16 protein-coding genes and 1 tRNA gene are annotated in these 18,772 nt (G+C 56.9%); 4 read left to right on the top strand and 13 right to left on the bottom strand.

Annotation, left to right across the window (positions count from 1 at the left end; genetic code table 11):
• The 6 genes from QPL96_RS16000 to QPL96_RS15975 all read right to left on the bottom strand — a co-directional run bounded on the left by QPL96_RS16000 (position 1) and on the right by QPL96_RS15975 (position 7,859).
• On the bottom strand, positions 1 to 921 hold the full coding sequence (locus QPL96_RS16000; RefSeq protein WP_303288309.1) for an ADP-ribosylglycohydrolase family protein: 921 nt from the start codon (positions 919 to 921) through the stop codon (positions 1 to 3).
• Positions 922 to 1,019: 98 nt separating this feature from the next.
• The gene (locus QPL96_RS15995) at positions 1,020 to 2,255 is read right to left on the bottom strand and encodes a VWA-like domain-containing protein (protein WP_303288308.1); all 1,236 of its coding nucleotides are present in this window, start codon (positions 2,253 to 2,255) and stop codon (positions 1,020 to 1,022) included.
• A complete protein-coding gene (locus tag QPL96_RS15990) occupies positions 2,252 to 3,376 on the bottom strand; it encodes a MoxR family ATPase (protein ID WP_303288307.1) in 1,125 nt (374 codons plus the stop codon). The genes QPL96_RS15995 and QPL96_RS15990 overlap by 4 nt, the downstream gene beginning before the upstream one ends.
• 1 nt (position 3,377) lies before the next feature.
• The gene (locus tag QPL96_RS15985; RefSeq protein WP_303288306.1) at positions 3,378 to 5,180 is read right to left on the bottom strand and encodes a hypothetical protein; all 1,803 of its coding nucleotides are present in this window, start codon (positions 5,178 to 5,180) and stop codon (positions 3,378 to 3,380) included.
• Positions 5,181 to 5,259: 79 nt separating this feature from the next.
• Positions 5,260 to 6,903: an AAA family ATPase gene (locus tag QPL96_RS15980; RefSeq protein ID WP_303288305.1), complete on the bottom strand. Its 1,644-nt coding sequence runs from the start codon at positions 6,901 to 6,903 to the stop codon at positions 5,260 to 5,262.
• 68 nt (positions 6,904 to 6,971) lie between these two features.
• Positions 6,972 to 7,859 carry a metallophosphoesterase gene (locus tag QPL96_RS15975; RefSeq protein WP_303288304.1) on the bottom strand — a complete coding sequence of 296 codons (888 nt, stop codon included), beginning with the start codon at positions 7,857 to 7,859 and terminating at the stop codon, positions 6,972 to 6,974.
• Between the two features lie 133 nt (positions 7,860 to 7,992).
• Here QPL96_RS15975 and QPL96_RS15970 point away from each other — a divergent pair, with 133 nt between their 5' ends.
• The gene (locus QPL96_RS15970) at positions 7,993 to 8,898 is read left to right on the top strand and encodes an ADP-ribosylglycohydrolase family protein (RefSeq protein ID WP_303288303.1); all 906 of its coding nucleotides are present in this window, start codon (positions 7,993 to 7,995) and stop codon (positions 8,896 to 8,898) included.
• Positions 8,899 to 8,979: 81 nt separating this feature from the next.
• Here the strand turns inward: QPL96_RS15970 and QPL96_RS15965 are convergent, their stop codons facing one another.
• From QPL96_RS15965 to QPL96_RS15955, 3 genes are all read right to left on the bottom strand, one after another.
• A complete protein-coding gene (locus QPL96_RS15965; protein ID WP_303288302.1) occupies positions 8,980 to 9,195 on the bottom strand; it encodes a hypothetical protein in 216 nt (71 codons plus the stop codon).
• A 15-nt stretch (positions 9,196 to 9,210) separates the two neighbouring features.
• A complete protein-coding gene (locus tag QPL96_RS15960) occupies positions 9,211 to 9,468 on the bottom strand; it encodes a hypothetical protein (protein WP_303288301.1) in 258 nt (85 codons plus the stop codon).
• A gap of 294 nt (positions 9,469 to 9,762) precedes the next feature.
• Positions 9,763 to 9,839: transfer RNA gene (locus tag QPL96_RS15955), tRNA-Arg, on the bottom strand.
• Positions 9,840 to 9,926: 87 nt separating this feature from the next.
• Between QPL96_RS15955 and QPL96_RS15950 the strand changes: the two genes are divergently transcribed.
• Together QPL96_RS15950 and QPL96_RS15945 are read left to right on the top strand one after the other, a co-directional pair.
• Entirely contained in the window at positions 9,927 to 10,634 is a 708-nt protein-coding gene (locus QPL96_RS15950) for a TIGR04283 family arsenosugar biosynthesis glycosyltransferase (protein ID WP_303288300.1), read from the top strand.
• Positions 10,621 to 11,253 (top strand): TIGR04282 family arsenosugar biosynthesis glycosyltransferase, encoded by a 633-nt coding sequence (locus QPL96_RS15945; RefSeq protein ID WP_303288299.1) that lies wholly within the window; start codon positions 10,621 to 10,623, stop codon positions 11,251 to 11,253. Before QPL96_RS15950 ends, QPL96_RS15945 begins: the two co-directional genes overlap by 14 nt.
• 5 nt (positions 11,254 to 11,258) lie before the next feature.
• On the opposite strand, the gene QPL96_RS15940 is transcribed toward QPL96_RS15945, so the two are convergent.
• Both QPL96_RS15940 and QPL96_RS15935 read right to left on the bottom strand, forming a co-directional pair.
• Entirely contained in the window at positions 11,259 to 14,081 is a 2,823-nt protein-coding gene (locus tag QPL96_RS15940; protein WP_303288322.1) for an insulinase family protein, read from the bottom strand.
• Between the two features lie 64 nt (positions 14,082 to 14,145).
• The gene (locus QPL96_RS15935) at positions 14,146 to 14,445 is read right to left on the bottom strand and encodes a hypothetical protein (protein ID WP_303288298.1); all 300 of its coding nucleotides are present in this window, start codon (positions 14,443 to 14,445) and stop codon (positions 14,146 to 14,148) included.
• Between the two features lie 397 nt (positions 14,446 to 14,842).
• Here QPL96_RS15935 and QPL96_RS15930 point away from each other — a divergent pair, with 397 nt between their 5' ends.
• Positions 14,843 to 16,828, top strand: a complete 1,986-nt coding sequence (locus tag QPL96_RS15930; RefSeq protein ID WP_368388921.1) for an SDR family oxidoreductase — start codon at positions 14,843 to 14,845, stop codon at positions 16,826 to 16,828.
• A gap of 51 nt (positions 16,829 to 16,879) precedes the next feature.
• Here QPL96_RS15930 and rnt read toward each other — a convergent pair whose 3' ends face one another.
• Both rnt and pyrC read right to left on the bottom strand, forming a co-directional pair.
• Positions 16,880 to 17,536, bottom strand: coding sequence for a ribonuclease T (rnt, locus tag QPL96_RS15925; protein ID WP_303288296.1), 657 nt, complete (start codon positions 17,534 to 17,536; stop codon positions 16,880 to 16,882).
• Between the two features lie 44 nt (positions 17,537 to 17,580).
• Positions 17,581 to 18,612, bottom strand: coding sequence for a dihydroorotase (gene pyrC, locus QPL96_RS15920; RefSeq protein WP_303288295.1), 1,032 nt, complete (start codon positions 18,610 to 18,612; stop codon positions 17,581 to 17,583).
• Positions 18,613 to 18,772: the final 160 nt, after the last annotated feature.

Genomic DNA, 18,772 nt, shown 5'->3' with positions numbered 1-18,772 from the left:
TCAGCCTTCCGAGTTGGCGATTGCACCGGGAGTCAAGTCAATCAGACTCCGGGCCAGTTGTTCTATGCGGTCTTTTTCCACCAGCACATTCAGCCAGTCTGCCGGTATGGCGTTGAGCCCGTAATGGCAACCGGCCAACTGCCCGGTGATGGCAGCGACGGTGTCGCAATCATCCCCAAGATTCGCAGCGGCGAGAAGCGCAGCTTCAAGCGAGTCTGTTGTACCGAAACACCATAGCGCTGCCTCCAGAGTATCAACCACATAACTTTTGGCTTTGATCAGCGCATCGGCCATTTGGAGGTAATCCCCCTGGGCCAGCGCTGCGATTTTTTTGCTCTTCCAGACTTCGGTTTTTCCAGCTTCAAGGGCGTGAATCTTTGGTTCTCCAAGCAGCAGATGATGAATAATCACTGCCAGTAACTCACTGGCCTCCAGACACTCTTCGGCACCGTGGGTGGTCCTGGTGGATTCTCTTGCCCAAAGGCGGATAAGTTCCAGGTCCGGATGCGCGGCGAGCACTGCTGGAAGCAGACGCATCAAGCCACCATTTCCCGCAGCTAACGGATGCGTGGATCCCGCGAAGGGTTCATCGGTGTATTTGAATTTTTTTAGGGCCGCACCGAGTGTGTTACCGGGCGCCAGCGCCAGTTCACAGGGCCAGCCTTGCTGGCGGTCGTAAAAGCCCTCGTAGCGGCGCATTTGATCGGCCGCATTAAAACCTTTCTTGGCAACCAGGCTTTCTCCCAGACATAACGCCAACCCCGTGTCGTCCGACCACTGGCCCACTGGCAAGTATCTCCGGGTGCTGTTCATGTCTTTAACGTCGGCGCTGCCACGGGGGCTGAATTCCACACCGTTGGCCAGTGCATCACCGCAAGCCAGTGCCAGAAAGCCGCCGATAGCGCGTTCGTTGAGAGTCATGGAATATCCGGTTGCCTGTGAGATTGTAAACGTTGTTAAGTTCGCCAGTTTACGGATATCTGCCCATATCGGCTAGCAACGCCAGGTCGTGAGCTTCGTTACGCCGCATGTTCATTCAGATGAATGACGTCGCCCCATTGTGTCGGGCTTCGGCCATCACTGGGCAAGACCCAGAGTGTCGGGTAGGCGGGCGGCGTTTCCGGGGCTAGCGCGCACCCGTCGGTCAGAACGATCAGTGCTTGCGGCGACTGTTCACTGCACGCCTCAAAGACGGGCCGAAAATCTGTTCCGCCACCACCGGTGATTTCCATTTTGTTCAGTCGATACAAATCCTGTTCCGTGAGGACCTCGTCGCTTTGTACTCTTGTGTCAAAGACGATCAAACGGAGGCTCACCCGGTTGAAGGACGACAGAATGCCTTTGAGCTCGGCCAGAAAGTCCGGAATGTCATTGATGCAGCTGCCGGAGTTGTCCAAGGCCACCGTGAGTTCCAGGAAGCTTCCTTTTCGACTGGGGAGGTATAGCCCCCGATGAATGTGTCGGCGAGAGGGCGGTAACCATTGCCTGTCGCCGCCTTGCTGTTTTTGCAGGAAGCGGGCGAGTAGTTGTTGCCAGGGAACCTGTGGTTCGCGGATCCGATCAACGATCCGTCGCAGGTGTCCCGGAAAGTTCCCGGGCAAGCGGTCCCGCTGCTGCGCCACGGCGATCAGACGTTGACGCCAAGCCTCACCCAATGACTGTTGGTCTTGCGCAGTGGCTGGCGTTTCAGGATGGAAGTCCGGATCCATAACCAACTCTCCGGAATGTTCATTCAGGGCAGCATCGAGGTCATGGGTATCCAGAACCGTCTGACCCCGCCTTGGTTGCTCTGTCCCGTGGTTGAGGCGGGCGTAGATTTCTTCTGCAGACAGATCCCGAAAGCGCTTGTCCCAGAGTGCGTCGGTCGGGCAGTGGCCGAATTCGGCGCTGAGGATGTGATTAACCTCATAATCGCAGGCCTGGTTCCAAAGCTTTGAATCCCGGCCCAGTTGGCGCCGGAAGTGGCCCATGGCGCAATGCCAGACTTCGTGGGCGATAATAAAGCGACGGTCCGCCTCGCTGCGTCTGGCCATAAACCGGGCGTTGAAGAAGATGTTCTTACCATCGGTTCCCGCCGTGGGCAGGCGGCTGTCGACCAAGGGAATCAGGTTCAGCTGCATGGCCAACATGGCGGTAAAGGGCTGGGCCGTCATCATCAGCGCACGATCCTGTTCGCACGCTTTGCGCATGGCCTTTTTGAGAGCCTGGTCCTCCTCTGACGGCAGCAGGGTGGCGTTCTCTTTCAGCGCACTCATGCCACTTTCTCCATGTGCTGGTTGAAGACCTTGCCATGGGTCTTGCTCCAGCTCTCGAAAGCTGGATGGCAAAACACATCCACTGCCCGCTGCTCCTGTTTTGAATCGCCTTCAGCGGCGGTGGCATCCAACAGCGCCAGAGTGGCGAAATCGGATGTTAGTTCACCGCTGATTGCGAAGAAGCGCTCCAGGCGCTCCTGCAACCGATTTTCGGGGCCTTTCCATAGGTGATGGGCGAGGCTGCTGCAGAAAGCAAAACGCTGATCAGCGCGCTCTGGAATGCTTACAGGGCACTCCCCCCGTAACATGGCGGGTACGTCTGGCAATTCCTTGCTCCAGCGGCGGAATGCCAGGAACTCGGTCGCTGCTGCGCTGCCAACCAATCCCTGAATCATCAGGCTCAGCGTATCCTCATTCAAGCTGTCGCCCGCGTGTTCGAGAATGCTGGCGACACGGGTCCAGCTGCGTGGGCTCGGCCACCCCTGTTCGATGTTTCCGTTCATGTTAAAGAAGCATTCGGGCCGGAAGCGGACAAAACCGATGACGTCCGGATGCAGCTGTCTGGCCGCTGCCCATTGGCACCAGCTGTCCAGATCCGCCTCGACATCCAGATGGCAGAAACGGTTGGCCAGGGCGCTGGAAAACGTCTGCGCTACAGCGCGGTCCTCGGCGCGGTTGCCGGCCGCGACCACGAGCCATCCATCGGGCAGGCTGTAAAGGTTGCCCAGGCGGCGATCGAGAATCAGCTCGTAGGCAGCAACCTGCAAAGACCGGTCTGCGGCGGTGATTTCGTCGAACAGGATAATGCCGCGGCTCTCCGGATCCCGAGGCCATTCGCCGGAGATCAGCCAGTTCACGGAATCCCCATCCGGAACTGGCAGGCCGCGAAGGTCGACCGGTTCCCGCTGTGACAGCCGGATATCAATGAATCCGACGCCAGCTTTTTCGCATACGTCCCGGATGACAGAGCTTTTGCCAACGCCAGGCGGGCCCCAGAGCATTACGGGCGGCAGTTGTTGGGCCATGTCCGGCTGTTCACCCAGCAGCTGCAGTTGATGCTGGAGAATGCCGTAGATCTGGCTGGGAGTGGCGTAGCGGGTTGTTGGGTTACGTTCGCTCATATCAGTCTTCTCCTTGGAATAGTGGGTAGTTGGTGTCGGTCTCGATCGATTCCTCCTCTTCATCTTCGCGGGTGCAGGGCGCGAGGGCGATTTGCATCAGCTGTTGCCGGTATTCGCTGACCTTGTCGTCCTGTCTGAAGAACGGAAGACGTCCCATTCGGGCTGCGAACCAGCCATCCGGCTTTCGGGCGAGGCTCATCAATTGGCTCCGAAACAGGCCCGGGCTCAGATGGACAATCGGTGGAACCGATTTCACCAGCGTTTCGAGCGGCAGAATGTCACACAGGAATCCGATCACGGTGCGTTTGTCCTCCTGAGAGGCTCGCGATCCGATCATCAGTCGGACGATCCGCAGGGTTGGGTCCCGTTGCTGGCTTCGGTTGCGGCTGAGAAGAAAGTCATCATCGCGGCTGACGTATTCCTTCATGCAGCGAATGGCCAGGCGGAATAATGCGTTGTCCCGGTGGTCATCAGCCGCCATGCGAAGAAGCGTTTCGAGCGCGACGTCGTCACTGCAGGTAAGGGCGATGTTGTCACCATAGTCCGCTGCGGCGCGTACGGTCGACTGACAGTGGTGCCATATTGCAAGATCGGCTTCCCAGCCCTGGGGCGCCAGGTCTTCCGGGAATTTCCAGTGCCAGTACAGGTCTGCCTTGGCGACGGCAGCTTCATTGAACGGACGCTTCGCTCCCTTGTTTTTGCCTCTGTTGTTACGGTGCCTCGCGGCCAGTTCCCGACGGGTCTGCCAGACAAGTTCCGGGGCAACGCCCAAGTCACATAGCTCCCGGATTTTTTGGAGACTCAGCACTACCTGCTCTCGTTCATGGGCGTTCGCCAGAATAGTGAGTATTCCGGCAAGCTGGGCACCCTCGCCATTCTTGAAGCGATCCATACATGTGTTCAGTGAGGATTCGTCAAAGAAGAACCGCGCTTTAGCCATCAACGGCGTTGGGAGAGCGCCAAAACACTCCACATCCATACCCAGCGCGAGGTTAACCTTTGCTAAGGCATTACAGTGGTGCAGGGCTAGGGTGGTTCCGTTCTGAAAGTTCAGGGTTTCCAGCGTTTTGCTGTGAATGCGCGCATGTTGCCAGTCGTCTGCAATGGTTAGCTCCCCGGCGGACTGCTTTTGGTAGAGCACGAACCGATTACCGGCACCGGCGAGACGCTTCAGAGAGGGCGCATCGTAAACATCCAACGTCAGTCCGTGGCCCGAACTATTGGCTGTGCGCAGGTTCGGTACCTGCTGCAGCATCACCTTTCCGGAGGTGTTGATTTGAACGTGTCGCAGCCCGGCGGTGTTGGCTATAAGCCAGTCGTTATGCGCTCCCAGAGTTAGTTGATCGCTGGTAGCAGGCATGTTCCCGGTAATAATCACCAGCCCCTGGCCCGCTGGCTCTGTAATTTCGTTGTCAGGCGTACAGATAACAAGCCGACTCCAATGTTGCCGTTGCGGAGTTGCCTCAAACCGTGTCTGAACGTTTTCCCATGCGCCATCGAATTCACTGATAGCACCGGAGATGACAAAAGGCTCTGGTTGCTTTTCACAATGGAAGTGGACGATTGCGCCGGGATGGCCGGAGGGAAGCGCCATTTGGGTAAGCTTTGGAAGATTGCTCAACACCAAGTGTGGGCGCTTGAGAGATTTCAATCGTTTTAGGTGAATGCTTTCCAGGTTTGGCGCATCCAGAATGTCCAGCGCAAATACATCGGGTTCATCGATTTCCAGGACGGTGCCCGGGAAGTTGGCGATGCTGGCACCGCCTGCGGTATCTCTGGTGATGTAGTTTTGATAGCTGGTCATTCAATCCCCCTTGGTTACCAACGTGAAACCAGTATGGGGGATTGATGCGACAATCTATGACGCTGCGGAATTGCCTCGTTTAGCTTTCCGTTTTAGCAAAGGTCTGAAGCCCAACAGTTGCGCGTGTTGCGCCTACGTACCAGAGATCCTCGCGGGAAGCGAAATCGCCACTGTCCATATCGACCAAGAAAACGAACGGCGATTGAAGGCCCTTGTAACTGCTGATCGTGCTGAATACGAAATCTTCGTCCGGGAACTGTTGTTGTATTGCCCGGATACCTCCGCTCTTTTCAGGGCGATAGGGACTTAGGATGGCCAGTTGTTCAGCTTTTACGCCGCGCTCTTTGAGCTCCAGCCAGGCAGTCTGAAGGTGCTCGGTTTGTTCCTCGATTTTCTTCCAGGTGTGTTCGCGAACTCGTTCATTGGCTGCAGGCAGGTGGGGCGCAGGTAAGCTGGCGTAGTCGAACCGGTGGTTGAGCCACTGGGCGATTTCCAGCGAGTTGCGGCAGTTGTGCATAAGCTGAAACGGATAGGGCAGCATACCGGTGAAGACATCGCTGGGTATCTCGAAATCCCGCCCGTAAAGGTTTTGTGACGGATCGGCGAATAAGACGACCTGTGCCTCCGGTTTCAGAACAGAATCCAGAGCCATCCACCAGAGCGGGTGAAAGTCCTGAGCTTCATCGACTAATAGCGCGTCATAACTTTGCTCCAGGGAACCTGCGGCATCAGACAGAAGTGTTGGAACAGTCTCCTCGTAGAAGGCAGGTTTCTCCTCAGCCGCTTCAGGCGGATTCCAGGGCAACCCGGCTTGCTCAATCAGCTCCCTGGCAAAGTCATGAAAGCTGCACGCGGTAATGGCGCCTTCCAGGCTCGCATCGGCGCCTTCGAGGGCATCGTGAATATGAGTCGCCAATGCCCGGTTGAAACATAGTGCCAGCACCTGCTTTCCCTGAGCTGCCAAATCGCGGGCTTTCTGTCGTGCCAGTAGTGTCTTGCCGGTACCCGCGCCGCCGGTAATCGTCAGTCGAGGGACGAAGCGAAGCAGTTCCAATGCCCAGACCTGTTGGTTCGTAAGTTGAACCAGGCTTGATTCGATGTGGTCCAGTTGGGCTTCAATTGCGGGAGCCAGGTGGAACGTCGGATTTAGTACCTTGTCCCGAACGAACGTCGCATCGGCTTTGCTAATCGGCAATTTGTCTTGGTGCGGCCAGCGCTTGAAGAGCTTGATAAGCGCTTCTTTGTCGAGATCTCGCAGATTCTCATGGTCGATGATGTCCTCGCGAACCACACCAAGAGGAAGAATCATATCTCTCGCAATAGTGTCTGGAAAAACGAGGTTGCGACCTATCGGAAGCATCAAGCCGTCCCGCACGGTTCGTTTGATCCGATGCAGAATATCGCCGATAGCGTTGTCCGACTGCTTTACCGGATCCTTAATAGGATGGAGTCCGGATTTATTCTGGGAAAACCATTGGCAATTTCTGTAAGAGATTCCTCCACCTTTGACCTCCCAAACCAATATGCCATGGGCCGGATGAAAAAGGATGAAATCAGCCTCGCTGCGAAAAGTACCCGCCTTTTTTTCTCTAACCAATGGCAGGCTGAAATAGACCTCAAGGCCAGGGAATTCAAGTTCGCTCAGGTGTCGGAGAACCCGGCGTTCGCTGTTTGGAAGGGCGTCTTGTTCTATTGATTCAAATGGAGGGATCAGCTTAGCCAAAACAAAATCCTTTTAAGTTTGCTCTGGCAAAGCAGACTAGCAGAGGCTGGCCCTCGCTCGAATATTCTTTAGGTAACAAAGTGTTTGCGAGCAAGTGGCTGGCCCGTGGTATGGCGATAGGCAATGAGCTTTCCACCATAGGCCGCGGAATAGTCGACACCCGCAACATTAATGCCTAGCGTGTCTGGCTCTCCTATCATTGCGTAGTGGCCAAAGAACACAGGCGCGCTATCTGGTTTGGGTCCTAGAATCTGGACCGGCACTAGGTTGCTTTCTATCGGGTTTATCTCAGCACGATCTTCGGGCCACCACTGGATCCGGAAGCGTTTGCTCCGGAACCCTGGATTATGGGCGAGGCTGGAAGGGAATTGGTGCGCGCAGCCTGCAACGACCCTGTCCAGTGCAAGATGTGAATCCGAATAGGTATCCCGATAGGCCGCCAGACCTTTATGGTCCAGGCGGGTGATGCCGGCTTTTTTCAAACACGCAATCGCCTCCTCATCCCAGCAGGCGTGAACAACCCGCAGCTCGGGCTCGTCGATGTAAATGGGTTGGTCGCGGAGCCACTCAAACAGGTTGATCAGTCGGTTCGGGTCATACTTGAACGCTTCAGTCAGCTGGACACGGCTGTGATGCTTTTCTGTGGCGTCCAGGAACGCAATTACGTCCCCGGTATGGTCGGCCGCATCGTGAATCCAGTTCAACTCGTGGTTGCCTACAACCAACATGGCTGAGCCTGCGTCGACCATTTTTCTTACGGTGGTGAGAACGGCAGCGGCATTCGGACCCTTATCAATCAGATCGCCGACGAACACCACCAGGTGATTGGACTTTTGCCAAACCCCTTCCTGCTTTTCATATCCCAGTTTTTTCAGCAGCGATATGAGTTTGTCGTAATGCCCGTGTACGTCTCCGACTATGTCGTAGGTAGTTGCAGGTGTTTGTGCATTCGTCATAGGTATCTCCTCAGCTGGCAATCAGTATGGCGCAGCGATGCGTCAATTTGAGTCGCATTCATTGAGTTTCTCGATGCGACTTATTCTGACGCGCCGGGGCATTAATCTGGTTTCAGCGAATGAGGAGACGCAGATGGCTAAAAGAAAAGATTTTCATAAAGGAGCATTGCTCGGGCTCGCAGTCGGTGATGCTTTGGGCACAACCGTTGAATTCCGGCGGCGTGACAGCTTTCCGCTACACACTGAAATGACCGGAGGTGGAGCGTTCAGGGTAAGGCCTGGCGAATGGACCGACGACACAGCCATGGCGCTGTGCCTGGCCAAGAGTCTGATCGAGTGTGAGGGATTCGATTCTAGAGATCAGTTGGAACGTTACGTGCGCTGGATGAACGACGGCTACATGGCCTGTCAGGGAAGCTGCTTTGATATCGGGAATACCACCCGCGAAGCCCTGCGCCGGTTCTCCCGCACTAAAATCAGTTACGCCGGAACAGACAACCCGTTCGCTAGCGGCAATGGTGGAATCATGCGATTGACTCCTGCAGTGATCGCTGCTTGCGACCGTGAGACCGCGGTGAGGTATTCGATTGACAGCTCCCGGACCACCCATGCGAGTGCCGATTGCTTGGACGGTGCAGAATTGCTGGGGGCGATTTTATGGGAACTGCGTGAAGGGGCAGATCTGAAGGAGCTATTGGAGAGCCTGCCCGACACCGATGAACGAGGTATGGCCATAGGGCGAATCAAGCGTGGATTCTTCCGTCATTTTACCCGCGATGAAATTTCGTCTAGTGGGTACGTCATCGACACCTTGGAAGCGGCGCTGTGGAGTTGTTATCACTCGGAGTGTTTTGAGGATGCACTGGTCACCGCGGTAAACCTGGGTGATGATGCGGACACTGTTGGTGCGGTGACCGGCCAGATCGCTGGCGCGGCTTGGGGAATGAAATCAGTGCCAGCTCGATGGTTAGATCAGCTCGTTTGGAGGGAGCAGATCTCTGGATTAGCATCCGAGCTTGCAGGAGCAACTCTTCTTTGAGATCGGCATTGATCCTAGTGACCCTGACCCCGTATTCGGCCCATCCCCCGGTCAAGAGTGTTGGGGGATGGGGCAACTCACTTAGTGGACAGCTTTGCCCACACCAACTTGGAGATGTTGGCTGGCAGAGTAGTCAACGGTCGCGTAGAACTTATTCGGCTCCTCGGAATTCTGGAAGAGATCGAGCGTAATCCAGTCATCTCCCCGTCGCATCTGGACGGTGAGATTGATCTCCTCGCAATTGAATTCGTTGGTGAGCGTTGCGGCCAGGTTCTGGGTCTTTTTCATGAAATCCATCTTGACTTCCTCCGATCAGAACCAGACGTTCTTTTTGATAGTGCCCAGCTGATCCGCCGCGCTGGCGGTCGCGGGTGTCAGCTGAAACAAAGAGCTTTCACCGGTAGTGCCATCGCTGTAGTTCTGGAGATTGTCGCCGATCACCAGGCTGGTGCCGTTCGTGCACGATACCTTGACTTCGGCTGTGCTCATCTCGAAGTTGTCGAGAGTCTCGGCCAGTGCATTGGCCTGTTTGAGCAGGTCGGTAATCTGGTCAATCAAGTGTTTCATCATTTTGGAATATCCTCTGCTTGCTCGTTGAATTGGTCACCACATTCGAGACCTATTTCGACGGTACCCCATTTCGTCGTTCTAGCAAGCAGATAGATTTTGGTCGGACCGTGTGCTTGAATACCGGCCAAAACAGAGAGATATCGCTCCTATTAGAAAATAGCGGTCGCAAGTCCTAGAAATTATGTGGTTAGGGAGCGAAAGGTTGTGGCTAAAAATTGATCGTTTTTGGGTTGAGGGGTAGGTTGGTGGGTCAGTCGGATTTTCGATGCTAACTATTTGATTTTAATGCTGGAATGGTACCCCCGGCAGGACTCGAACCTGCTACCTTCCCCTTAGGAGGGGGACGCTCTATCCGGATGAGCTACGGGGGCATTATCGCGAGAAGGGCGGTATGATAGCGGGCTGCGCCCTTAGGCTCAAGGTGCAGCCTTGATTCGGTGAATTTTACGGAGTGCGTTTTGCCTGAACCTTTCTCGTTGAGCGTGATTGTCCCGGTCTGGATGGAGGCTGCGAGCGTTACGGATACGCTCCGGGCTTTGCAGCCAATTCGCGCTCGGGGGCATGAGGTTATTGTGGTGGATGCTGGCAGCAGTGATCGCACCGCCGAACTGGCCAGGCCTCTGTGTGACCGGTTGGTGGTTTCCGGGAAGGGCCGGGCGGTGCAGATGAATGCCGGTGCGGCTGTTGCCAAGGGGGACGTGTTTCTTTTCCTGCATGCGGACACCCGCCTTCCGGACAATGCCCTGGGTCATCTCGTGGAATTTGCCCGCTCGCACCGTGCCTGGGGCCGGTTTAGTGTGCGCCTGAGTGGCCAGCGGCCGACGTTCCGGGTGATTGCCTGGTTTATGAATCAGCGCTCTCGCCTGACCGGTATCTGCACCGGCGATCAGGCGATCTTTGTACGCCGGGATGCATTCGAGGCGCTGGCGGGTTTTCATCCCATGCCTTTGATGGAAGATGTGGAGTTTTCACGCCGTCTTTGCCTGGTGTCCCGTCCCTTCTGTATAAAGGAACCTGTCGTTACCGATAGCCGCCAGTGGGAAGCGCACGGTGCCTGGCGGACGATTTTCCTGATGTGGTGGTTGCGCTGGCGGTATTGGCGCGGTGAATCGCCGGAGTCGCTGGCCCAAGTCTACCGGTCGGATGTCCGTGATGGCTCAAAGTAACCCTCCCTCGGCGGTATTTCTCCAGTTTGCCAGGTGGCCGGAAGCCGGTCGGGTCAAGACCCGGTTGATGCCGGAATTGGGCGCGATAGGTGCGCTCGAAGCCCATATAAGGCTCACACTGGCGGTTCTGGATAACCTTTGCACCACCGGTTACCCGGTGGAATTCTGGTGGGATCGGCCGGTGGATGACCGGCCTGGGGAAGCCGCCACCATTCTTGAAGAAGTGAACGGTGCGGGGCTGGTTCAGGGGGTGCAGCAGGGCAGTACGCTCGGGGAAAGAATGTACGCGGCGCTCAGCCAATCCCTTCGCGACTATGACAGGGCCCTGGTGGTTGGCAGTGACTGCCCCTCAGTAGATCCGGATTACGCCCGCAAGGCGGTGGCCAGTCTGGCGGATTACGATGTTGTGCTGGGGCCGTCTGATGATGGCGGTTATGTCCTGATTGGCGCTTCACGGGTAGCCGAGGGAATGCTGGATAACATTGCCTGGGGTTCGCCGGATGTTCTGACCCAGACCTGTGAACGGCTTGATGCTGCAGGGCTCAGCTATGTCTTGCTGGAGCCCCGCTGGGATGTCGACGAGCCCGGAGACTGGGCCCGTTTTCTCCGTACCTGCTGAGGCTGTCAGCTGGTGGGCACTGGCGGCAGTTCAGCCAACCTGCCCAGGGCCTGGTCCGCTTGCAGGCCGTTGCCACCGGTGACCACACGAAGTGACTGTTCCCGCTTAAGTGCGGCTTTCCGGAAGCTGTCCAGGAGCTCCTGCAGACGGACATTCTTCACCGCCTCGGCCAGTTGTTCCCGGGAGTTGAAGCTTTCCGCACCACGATCAATTTCGCGCCAGTAACGGCTGGAGATCTCGCCCAGTTGCCGGTCCTGTTCCAGCAGTTCGCTGATCACGGCCTGTTTTTCCTGGTTCAGCCGCTCATCGGTCAGCCCGGCCAGCGTGTTTGCGAATTCTTTGGAGAATTCCGTTACCGCCTGGTCAATCTCGGTTTGTGAGGCGGACGGTGACTGCACCACAAAGCCCAGTGCGGGGGTTTCCAGCATTTCATAGGGAGTGGCGTAAACGATGTAGCCGAGCTGGCGGCGGGTTCGGATCTCCTCGTAGAAGGGGCTGCTGATAATCTGCGCCAGCAGGCGGAAGCGGGCCCGCTCCCGGAAACTGGTGTTGTCTCCCTGCATGTAGAGCGTGTAGCCGGTGTCCGGGTGGTCTACGGTCAGTGAAACAGCGGTTTCCCGCTTCGGCAGTTGGCGCACCTGGCTGCGTGTTACCCGCACGTTTTCGGTGTTTCTCAGGACCATGGCGTCGATCTGTCGGGCCAGATTGAGGGCCGAAGCCTCTGTGAGATTACCGTGGGCCAGCATCACCGGGTCTACCTGGGAGAATGCTGCCTCAGAGAACGAGAGCAGTTCATCAAACGTCACTTCCCGGGCCGCTCTGAGTTTGTCGTGCGCACTCCAGGCGCCTTCGATCAGGGAGGTCTGGACAAATTCAGAGGTCTGCTCAACCGGCCGGTCTTTCGCCTTGTTCTGCAGGCTGTCGATCAGGTTCTGCCGGGCAATGTCGAAACGCTGCCTGGTCAGCTCCGGTGCCGCTACCTGAAGCAGGATCCGGTTCATCAGGGTGTGCAGCTTGTCGTTGTAACCGCCCACACGAACCGTGATGCCGCGCAGGTGCGGATAAACGCTGTAATCCAGGCCGGCCAGGCTGGCGGAGTAGGCCCAGGCATTGAGGTTGGTGTTGATGGAGTCCACCAGCAGCTGGGTCAGTACATTGCTGCGGGCAGAGGCCCGTGCGGCCGGTGTTCGCAGGCTGATGAACACGTTGGCCCTGGGCGTATCAAACCGGGTATCCCGGGCGAACCAGATCTCCATACCCCGGAGTGAGCCCAGTGATTTCGGCTTTGCCATGGTGCGGCCCGGCACCATCTCCAGGTCTTCTGGTATAAAGGGATTGGCCGACGGCAATTGCAGTTGGGCGGCAAGCTCCGGCAGTTGCGGAGTTGCCAACGCCTTCGGGTCCAGTGGTTCGCGGCTCCAGGCCACCTCGTACCAATCGGTGCGGTTCGGGTTTTCCAGCCCGGGGTTTGGCGCCAGAACAAATACGAGGACATTATCCGGCGTCAGCCGGTTCAGAATGCTCCGGTACTGCTCCGGCGCATAACGTTCAACCAGCCAGGGCGCACGAAGCAGGTCCTCCGGCGGATAATCCATGAGCTGGCTGGACAGTCGCATGGCCTCATGCAGTGGGCTGCCCTGTTCACGGAACCGGAAGTCAATGCGGGCCAGGTTCTGCATCTCCAGGAAGCGTTGCTCACTGATGCCGTTCTGGCGGATTTTTTCGATGTAATCAAACACCAGTGGCAGGATTTCCTGGTGTCGGCCCAGCCCTTCCGGAGTCAGGGAGATGCTGATTTCCAGAGTGGCGTTTTCGCCCGTGTCCATTCCCACGCCGGCAGACAGGCTTTCGGCAAGGCCTGCCCGTTTGAGGACATCAAACAGGCTGCCAGGCCCCTCATGGCCGAGCAGGTTGGCCACGTAACTGGCGGGCTTGGTTCGGTAGTTGTCCTCTTGCGAGGGGATAGGGAAGGTCAGCGAAAGGCTTCGCACATCCTTGAGTGCTTCTGCTGTTACCTTGGCCGGGAGCGTATCCTGCTCAAAGAGGCTGGCCATGTGGCGTTTGGGTTTCAGATTGCGGTTTTCGATGGTGTCAAAACGCCCACGCACCATGGTTTCCAGCTCGTCCAGGGTTTGCGGCCCGTAAACCGACAGAGACATAAGGTTGGCGGAATAGTGCTGTTTCCAGAATTCGATGAGGTCCGGGCGCAGTGGGTTGTCGTTGGTGTTTTCAAGCGTGCTCAAATTGCCAACGGCAAACTGGCTGAAGGCGTGGTTCGGATTGCTGACCGCCTTTTTAACGGAATAGAACCTGCGGCCATCTTCTTTCTGTTTGGCGCTGAACTCCGAATGGACGGCATTGCGTTCACGGTCCACCAGTTCGGCAGTGAACAGCGGTGCCGCAAACTGCTGGGCGAACCGGTCCAGTGCCGGTTCTAGAAATTCAGCCTGGATATCAAAGAAATAGTTGGTGTCCTGGAATGCGGTAAAGGCGTTGTGCTGGCCGCCATGGCTCTTGATAAACTGCTGGTATTCACCCGGCGCCGGGTATTTTTCGGTGCCAAGAAACAGCATGTGTTCCAGGAAGTGGGAGAGCCCCTCGCGATTTTCCGGATCGTCTCCACTGCCAACGGCCACATTCATTGAGGCCGCTGCCTTGTCTGCCTCCTTGTCCGAAACCAGGATGACCTTCAGGCCATTCTCCAGTTCGATGAACCGGTACTGGTTGTCATCATTGGGGCTTTTTTCCGGAATCTGGGTGGCAAGCGTAAAGGTGCTGAACAGCAGGAGTGTGAGCAGGGCAAACAGGCGTATCATCTGGCTTTGCATTGGGTGTTTCCTGGCGATGCGGGTGCTCATAGGCTCTCTGTTATCCTGTGGCTGTGTTCTGGGTTCAGTGCATCAGCGCTTTGCGGGTACTTTCCGGCTGCTGGTCGAGGGTCTTACGAGCCAGATCAGCGGCCTTCTCACCATCGAGCTGACCGGAGGCAATGCGCTCAAGGACGGTTGCCATAATGACAAGGGACTGGCGGTAACCGGAAAACTCGGCCCGAAAGGCGCTGTCGATGGCTTCGTAAACCGCCTGAATTTTCTGCTCGCGGGCCCCGGCGTTTCCGGCGGTATCGTTAATGGCCTTCAGGCAGGCTCGGGCAATGGAAATGTAGCGTTCCGCGTTGGGGTTGTCTTTTTGCATGATCGGGATTCCGGCGGTCGGTTTTTCTGTGAAATGGGAAGATGCCAAAAGGCGCGATAAGTTCCCGATTATGTCATTGCTGGCGGGGTGTTTCATTGCTTTGTGGTAATCCCGCAATTGGGCAGGCAGGCGGCCATTCCTGTGCTAGTCTCAAAAGCATTGTGTCGGTGAACCGTACACGCCTTTTAAAGGCTCTGGTAAAGGCTCTGGCGCGAAAAGTTAGAGTAATGGCTCTATTAAAAACAAAGGCTTGCAGAGTAAAAGCTCTAAAAAAGTTCGGTACATGAAGGTTGCAATTAAGTACAATGCCGGCGTTTCCGGATTAACCTAAGACTTTAGTCGTATGGGGGCCGGCATGGATAGACAACAACTGAGCAACAAGCAGGGTGGACGATTGATGAATTATTTCCTGACCGGTGGCACCGGATTTATTGGCCGATTTCTCGTAGAGAAGCTGCTGGCACGCGGGGGCACTGTGCATGTGCTGGTGCGTGAGCAGTCCCGGGGTAAACTCGAGCAGCTGCGTGAGCGCTGGGGCGCTGACGAAACCCAGGTAAAGGCTGTTATTGGCGACCTGACCCGTAAAAATCTGGGTATCGATGCCAAGGCGCTCAATGCCCTTAAAGGGCAGGTTGATCATTTCTTCCACCTGGCGGCGGTGTACGACATGGGTGCCGGTGAAGAGGCCCAGCGGGCAACCAACATTGAGGGCACCCGGGCTGCGGTCAATGCTGCTGAAGCCATGGGTGCGAAGCATTTCCATCATGTATCCTCCATCGCGGCGGCCGGTCTGTTCAAGGGCATTTTCCGTGAGGACATGTTCGAGGAAGCGGAGAAACTGGACCATCCGTACCTGCGCACCAAGCACGAGTCTGAGAAGGTCGTGCGCGAAGAGTGCAGGGTGCCGTTCCGCATCTACCGTCCGGGCATGGTCATCGGTCATTCCGCCACCGGCGAAATGGACAAAGTGGACGGCCCCTATTACTTTTTCAAGATGATCCAGAAAATCCGCCACGCACTGCCCCAGTGGGTTCCCACCATTGGCATTGAAGGCGGCCGGCTGAACATCGTGCCGGTGGATTTCGTGGTCAAGGCCATGGACCATATCGCCCACCTTGAGGGTGAAGACGGCAAGTGCTTCCACCTGGTGGATTCAGACCCGTACAAGGTGGGTGAGATTCTCAATATCTTCAGCGAGGCGGGTCACGCCCCCAAAATGGGCATGCGTATCGATTCCCGTATGTTCGGCTTTATTCCGCCATTCATCCGTCAGAGTCTGAAGAACCTGCCGCCGGTGAAAAGGCTGACAGCAGCGGTTCTGGACGATATGGGCATTCCGCCTTCAGTGATGTCCTTTATCAACTACCCGACCCGTTTTGATGCCCGCGAAACCGAGCGTGCTCTGAAAGACACCGGCATTGCAGTGCCCCGCCTGCCGGATTACGCACCGGTTATCTGGGATTACTGGGAGCGCAACCTGGATCCGGACCTGTTCAAGGACCGCACACTGCGGGGCACAGTTGAAGGCCGCGTTTGTGTGGTTACCGGTGCAACCTCCGGTATCGGTCTGGCCACGGCCCAGAAACTGGCTGACGCAGGTGCCATCCTCGTTATCGGCGCCCGCAAACTGGAGCGCCTGAATGAAGTAACGGCGGAACTGGAGTCCCGTGGTGCCAGTGTGCATGCGTATCCGTGCGATTTCTCGGATATGGAAGCCTGCGATGAGTTCGTGAAAACCGTTCTGGATAACCACGGTCATGTCGATGTGCTAATAAACAACGCCGGCCGCTCCATCCGCCGCTCACTGGACCTGTCCTTCGACCGTTTCCATGACTTTGAGCGCACCATGCAACTGAACTATTTCGGCTCTGTGCGCCTGATCATGGGCTTTGCACCCAAGATGCTGGAGCGTCGCCGCGGCCACGTGGTGAACATTTCTTCCATCGGTGTGCTGACTAACGCACCCAGGTTCTCCGCCTACGTCGCCTCAAAGTCCGCGCTGGATGCGTTCAGTCGTTGTGCCGCCTCTGAGTGGTCTGACCGCAACGTAACCTTCACCACCATTAACATGCCGCTGGTAAAAACGCCGATGATCGCACCAACAAAGATCTATGATTCGGTGCCAACGCTGTCGCCGGATGAAGCAGCGGCTATGGTGACCGATGCCATTGTTTATCGGCCGAAGCGCATTGCGACCCGTCTGGGCATCTTTGCCCAGGTGCTGCATGCTCTGGCGCCGAAGATGGGCGAGATCGTCATGAACACGGGTTACCGGATGTTCCCGGATTCACCGTCTGCCGCGGGCAGCAAATCCGGCGAGCGACCCAGGGTGTCTTCCGAGCAGGTAGCCTTTGCTGCCATCATGCGAGGCATTTACTGGTAATCGGATATGCCACGAAACAAAAAACCCGCCTCGGCGGGTTTTTTGTGGCTGTTACCCGGTCTCTTCCGGAATCAGGGGAGGCGGGAAGCCGCCCAGTTCCTTCCAGCGATTCACGATAGCGCAGAACAGGTCCGCCGTTTTTTCGGCATCGTAGGCGGCTGAGTGGGCCTCCTTGTTACTGAACGGAATACCGGCCAGCTTGCAGGCCTGGGCCAGTACGGTATGGCCGTAGGCGAGGCCCGCGAGGGTCGCTGTGTCGAAGGTTGAAAAGGGATGGAACGGATTGCGCCGGATATCGGAACGCAGTGCGGCTGCGAAGATGAAGTTGTGGTCAAAGGTGGCGTTGTGGCCAACCAGAACTGCCCGTTTGCAGTCGTGGTTTTTGACGGCCTTACGGATCGGGTTGAAGATTTCGCTCAGGCCTTCCCGCTCGGGCACCGCTTCCCGTTCCGGATTCCAGGGGTCAATACCGGTAAAGTCCAGGGCGGACTGCTCCAGGTTGGCGCCTTCAAAGGGGTCAATCTGCTGCACGTGGGTCTCGGTACGGCGCAACCAGCCGTCGTCGTCCATGGTCAGGATAACGGCCGCCACTTCCAGTAACGCGTCTCGCTCGGCGTTGAAACCGGCGGTTTCCACATCGACAACAACGGGCAGAAAGCCGCGGAAACGGCGGGACATAGGGTGCGGTGGTTTGTTTTCGTCAGTCACTCAAGCTCCGGTCTTGGCCGTGTGTGAGAAGGAATCAGCTATGTTTACGCCAGCCGCCAGTGAACAGTTTCACCCGCGTTCAGCGGCACAATGGTGCCCCCAGCCAGGGGCAGTTCACTGGGCATGGTCCAGGGTTTACGAACCAGGGTGATGGTGTCTGTGTTGCGTGGCAGGCCATAGAAATCGGCGCCGTTGAAGCTCGCGAAGGCCTCGAGTTTGTCGAGAATGCCCAATTCTTCGAAGATGCCGGCGTACAGGCCGATGGCGCCGTGAGCGGAGTAACATCCGGCACAGCCGCAGGCCGTTTCCTTGCGATCTTTGGCGTGGGGCGCGGAATCTGTTCCCAGGAAGAAGCGTTGGTCGCCGCTGGCTACGGCGTCCCGCAGGGCCTGCTGATGGCGGTTGCGCTTGAGGATTGGCAGGCAGTAAAGGTGTGGGCGAATGCCACCTACAAGCATGTGGTTACGGTTGTACATCAGATGCTGGGGCGTCAGGGTGGCGCCCAGGTTATCACCGCTGTGCTGTCTTACAAACTCTGCCGAATCGGCTGTGGTGATGTGTTCAAGTACCATTCTGAGGTTCTGGAATGCTTCCAGAGTCGGGGCCAGCACCCGCTCCAGAAAAACCTTCTCCCGGTCGAAAATGTCGATATCGGCATCGGTCACCTCGCCATGCACCAGAAGCAGCATGCCGCAGTCGGTCATGGCTTCCAGTACCGGGTAGATGTTCCGGATGTCCTTCACGCCGGAGGCCGAATTGGTGGTAGCGCCGGCCGGGTAGAGCTTTGCGGCCACGATGCCAGCGGCTTTGGCCTCCCGGATGGTTTCCGGGGTAGTGCTTTCGGTCAGGTACAGGGTCATCAGTGGTTCAAAGCCGGTGCCGCTGGCGGCCACGAGAATCCGGTCCCGGTAGGCGGTGGCATCCGCGGCGGTTGTTACCGGTGGTACCAGGTTGGGCATAATGATGGCCCGTCCGAAGCAGGCTGCGGTGGCGGGCACTACGTCCCTCAGGATATCACCGTCCCGGACATGGAGATGCCAGTCGTCGGGGCGGGTAATTGTAAGCTGGTCGGTCATGGTAGTTGTCCGCAATACCTTTGGCGAAGTCGGGGCTGAGACATTGGCAAGGCCGGGGTTGAAAAAGTTGAATAAGTTGAACAAAAGGGCCCTGAAAAAATTTGCCGCATTATATCAGAAGGTGCCGGCGATTGTTTTCGTCTGGACGCTAAAGAAACTC

The sequence above is a fragment of the Marinobacter sp. SS8-8 genome (genome assembly GCF_030540945.1).
Classification (GTDB): domain Bacteria; phylum Pseudomonadota; class Gammaproteobacteria; order Pseudomonadales; family Oleiphilaceae; genus Marinobacter.
Note: the sequence above shows the minus strand (reverse complement) of the source record. Positions and strands in the feature narration are given on the sequence as shown.

What these genes read in the sequence shown, in the direction of transcription:
- QPL96_RS15930 (WP_368388921.1), top strand. Translation starts at nt 14,843, where the DNA reads ATGAATTATTTCCTGACCGGTGGCACCGGATTTATTGGCCGATTTCTC.
- QPL96_RS15965 (WP_303288302.1), bottom strand. Translation starts at nt 9,195, where the DNA reads ATGGATTTCATGAAAAAGACCCAGAACCTGGCCGCAACGCTCACCAAC.
- QPL96_RS15995 (WP_303288308.1), bottom strand. Translation starts at nt 2,255, where the DNA reads ATGAGTGCGCTGAAAGAGAACGCCACCCTGCTGCCGTCAGAGGAGGAC.
- pyrC (WP_303288295.1), bottom strand. Translation starts at nt 18,612, where the DNA reads ATGACCGACCAGCTTACAATTACCCGCCCCGACGACTGGCATCTCCAT.
- QPL96_RS15985 (WP_303288306.1), bottom strand. Translation starts at nt 5,180, where the DNA reads ATGACCAGCTATCAAAACTACATCACCAGAGATACCGCAGGCGGTGCC.
- QPL96_RS15940 (WP_303288322.1), bottom strand. Translation starts at nt 14,081, where the DNA reads ATGCAAAGCCAGATGATACGCCTGTTTGCCCTGCTCACACTCCTGCTG.
- QPL96_RS15945 (WP_303288299.1), top strand. Translation starts at nt 10,621, where the DNA reads ATGGCTCAAAGTAACCCTCCCTCGGCGGTATTTCTCCAGTTTGCCAGG.
- QPL96_RS15990 (WP_303288307.1), bottom strand. Translation starts at nt 3,376, where the DNA reads ATGAGCGAACGTAACCCAACAACCCGCTACGCCACTCCCAGCCAGATC.
- QPL96_RS15935 (WP_303288298.1), bottom strand. Translation starts at nt 14,445, where the DNA reads ATGCAAAAAGACAACCCCAACGCGGAACGCTACATTTCCATTGCCCGA.
- QPL96_RS15970 (WP_303288303.1), top strand. Translation starts at nt 7,993, where the DNA reads ATGGCTAAAAGAAAAGATTTTCATAAAGGAGCATTGCTCGGGCTCGCA.
- QPL96_RS16000 (WP_303288309.1), bottom strand. Translation starts at nt 921, where the DNA reads ATGACTCTCAACGAACGCGCTATCGGCGGCTTTCTGGCACTGGCTTGC.
- QPL96_RS15975 (WP_303288304.1), bottom strand. Translation starts at nt 7,859, where the DNA reads ATGACGAATGCACAAACACCTGCAACTACCTACGACATAGTCGGAGAC.
- QPL96_RS15960 (WP_303288301.1), bottom strand. Translation starts at nt 9,468, where the DNA reads ATGATGAAACACTTGATTGACCAGATTACCGACCTGCTCAAACAGGCC.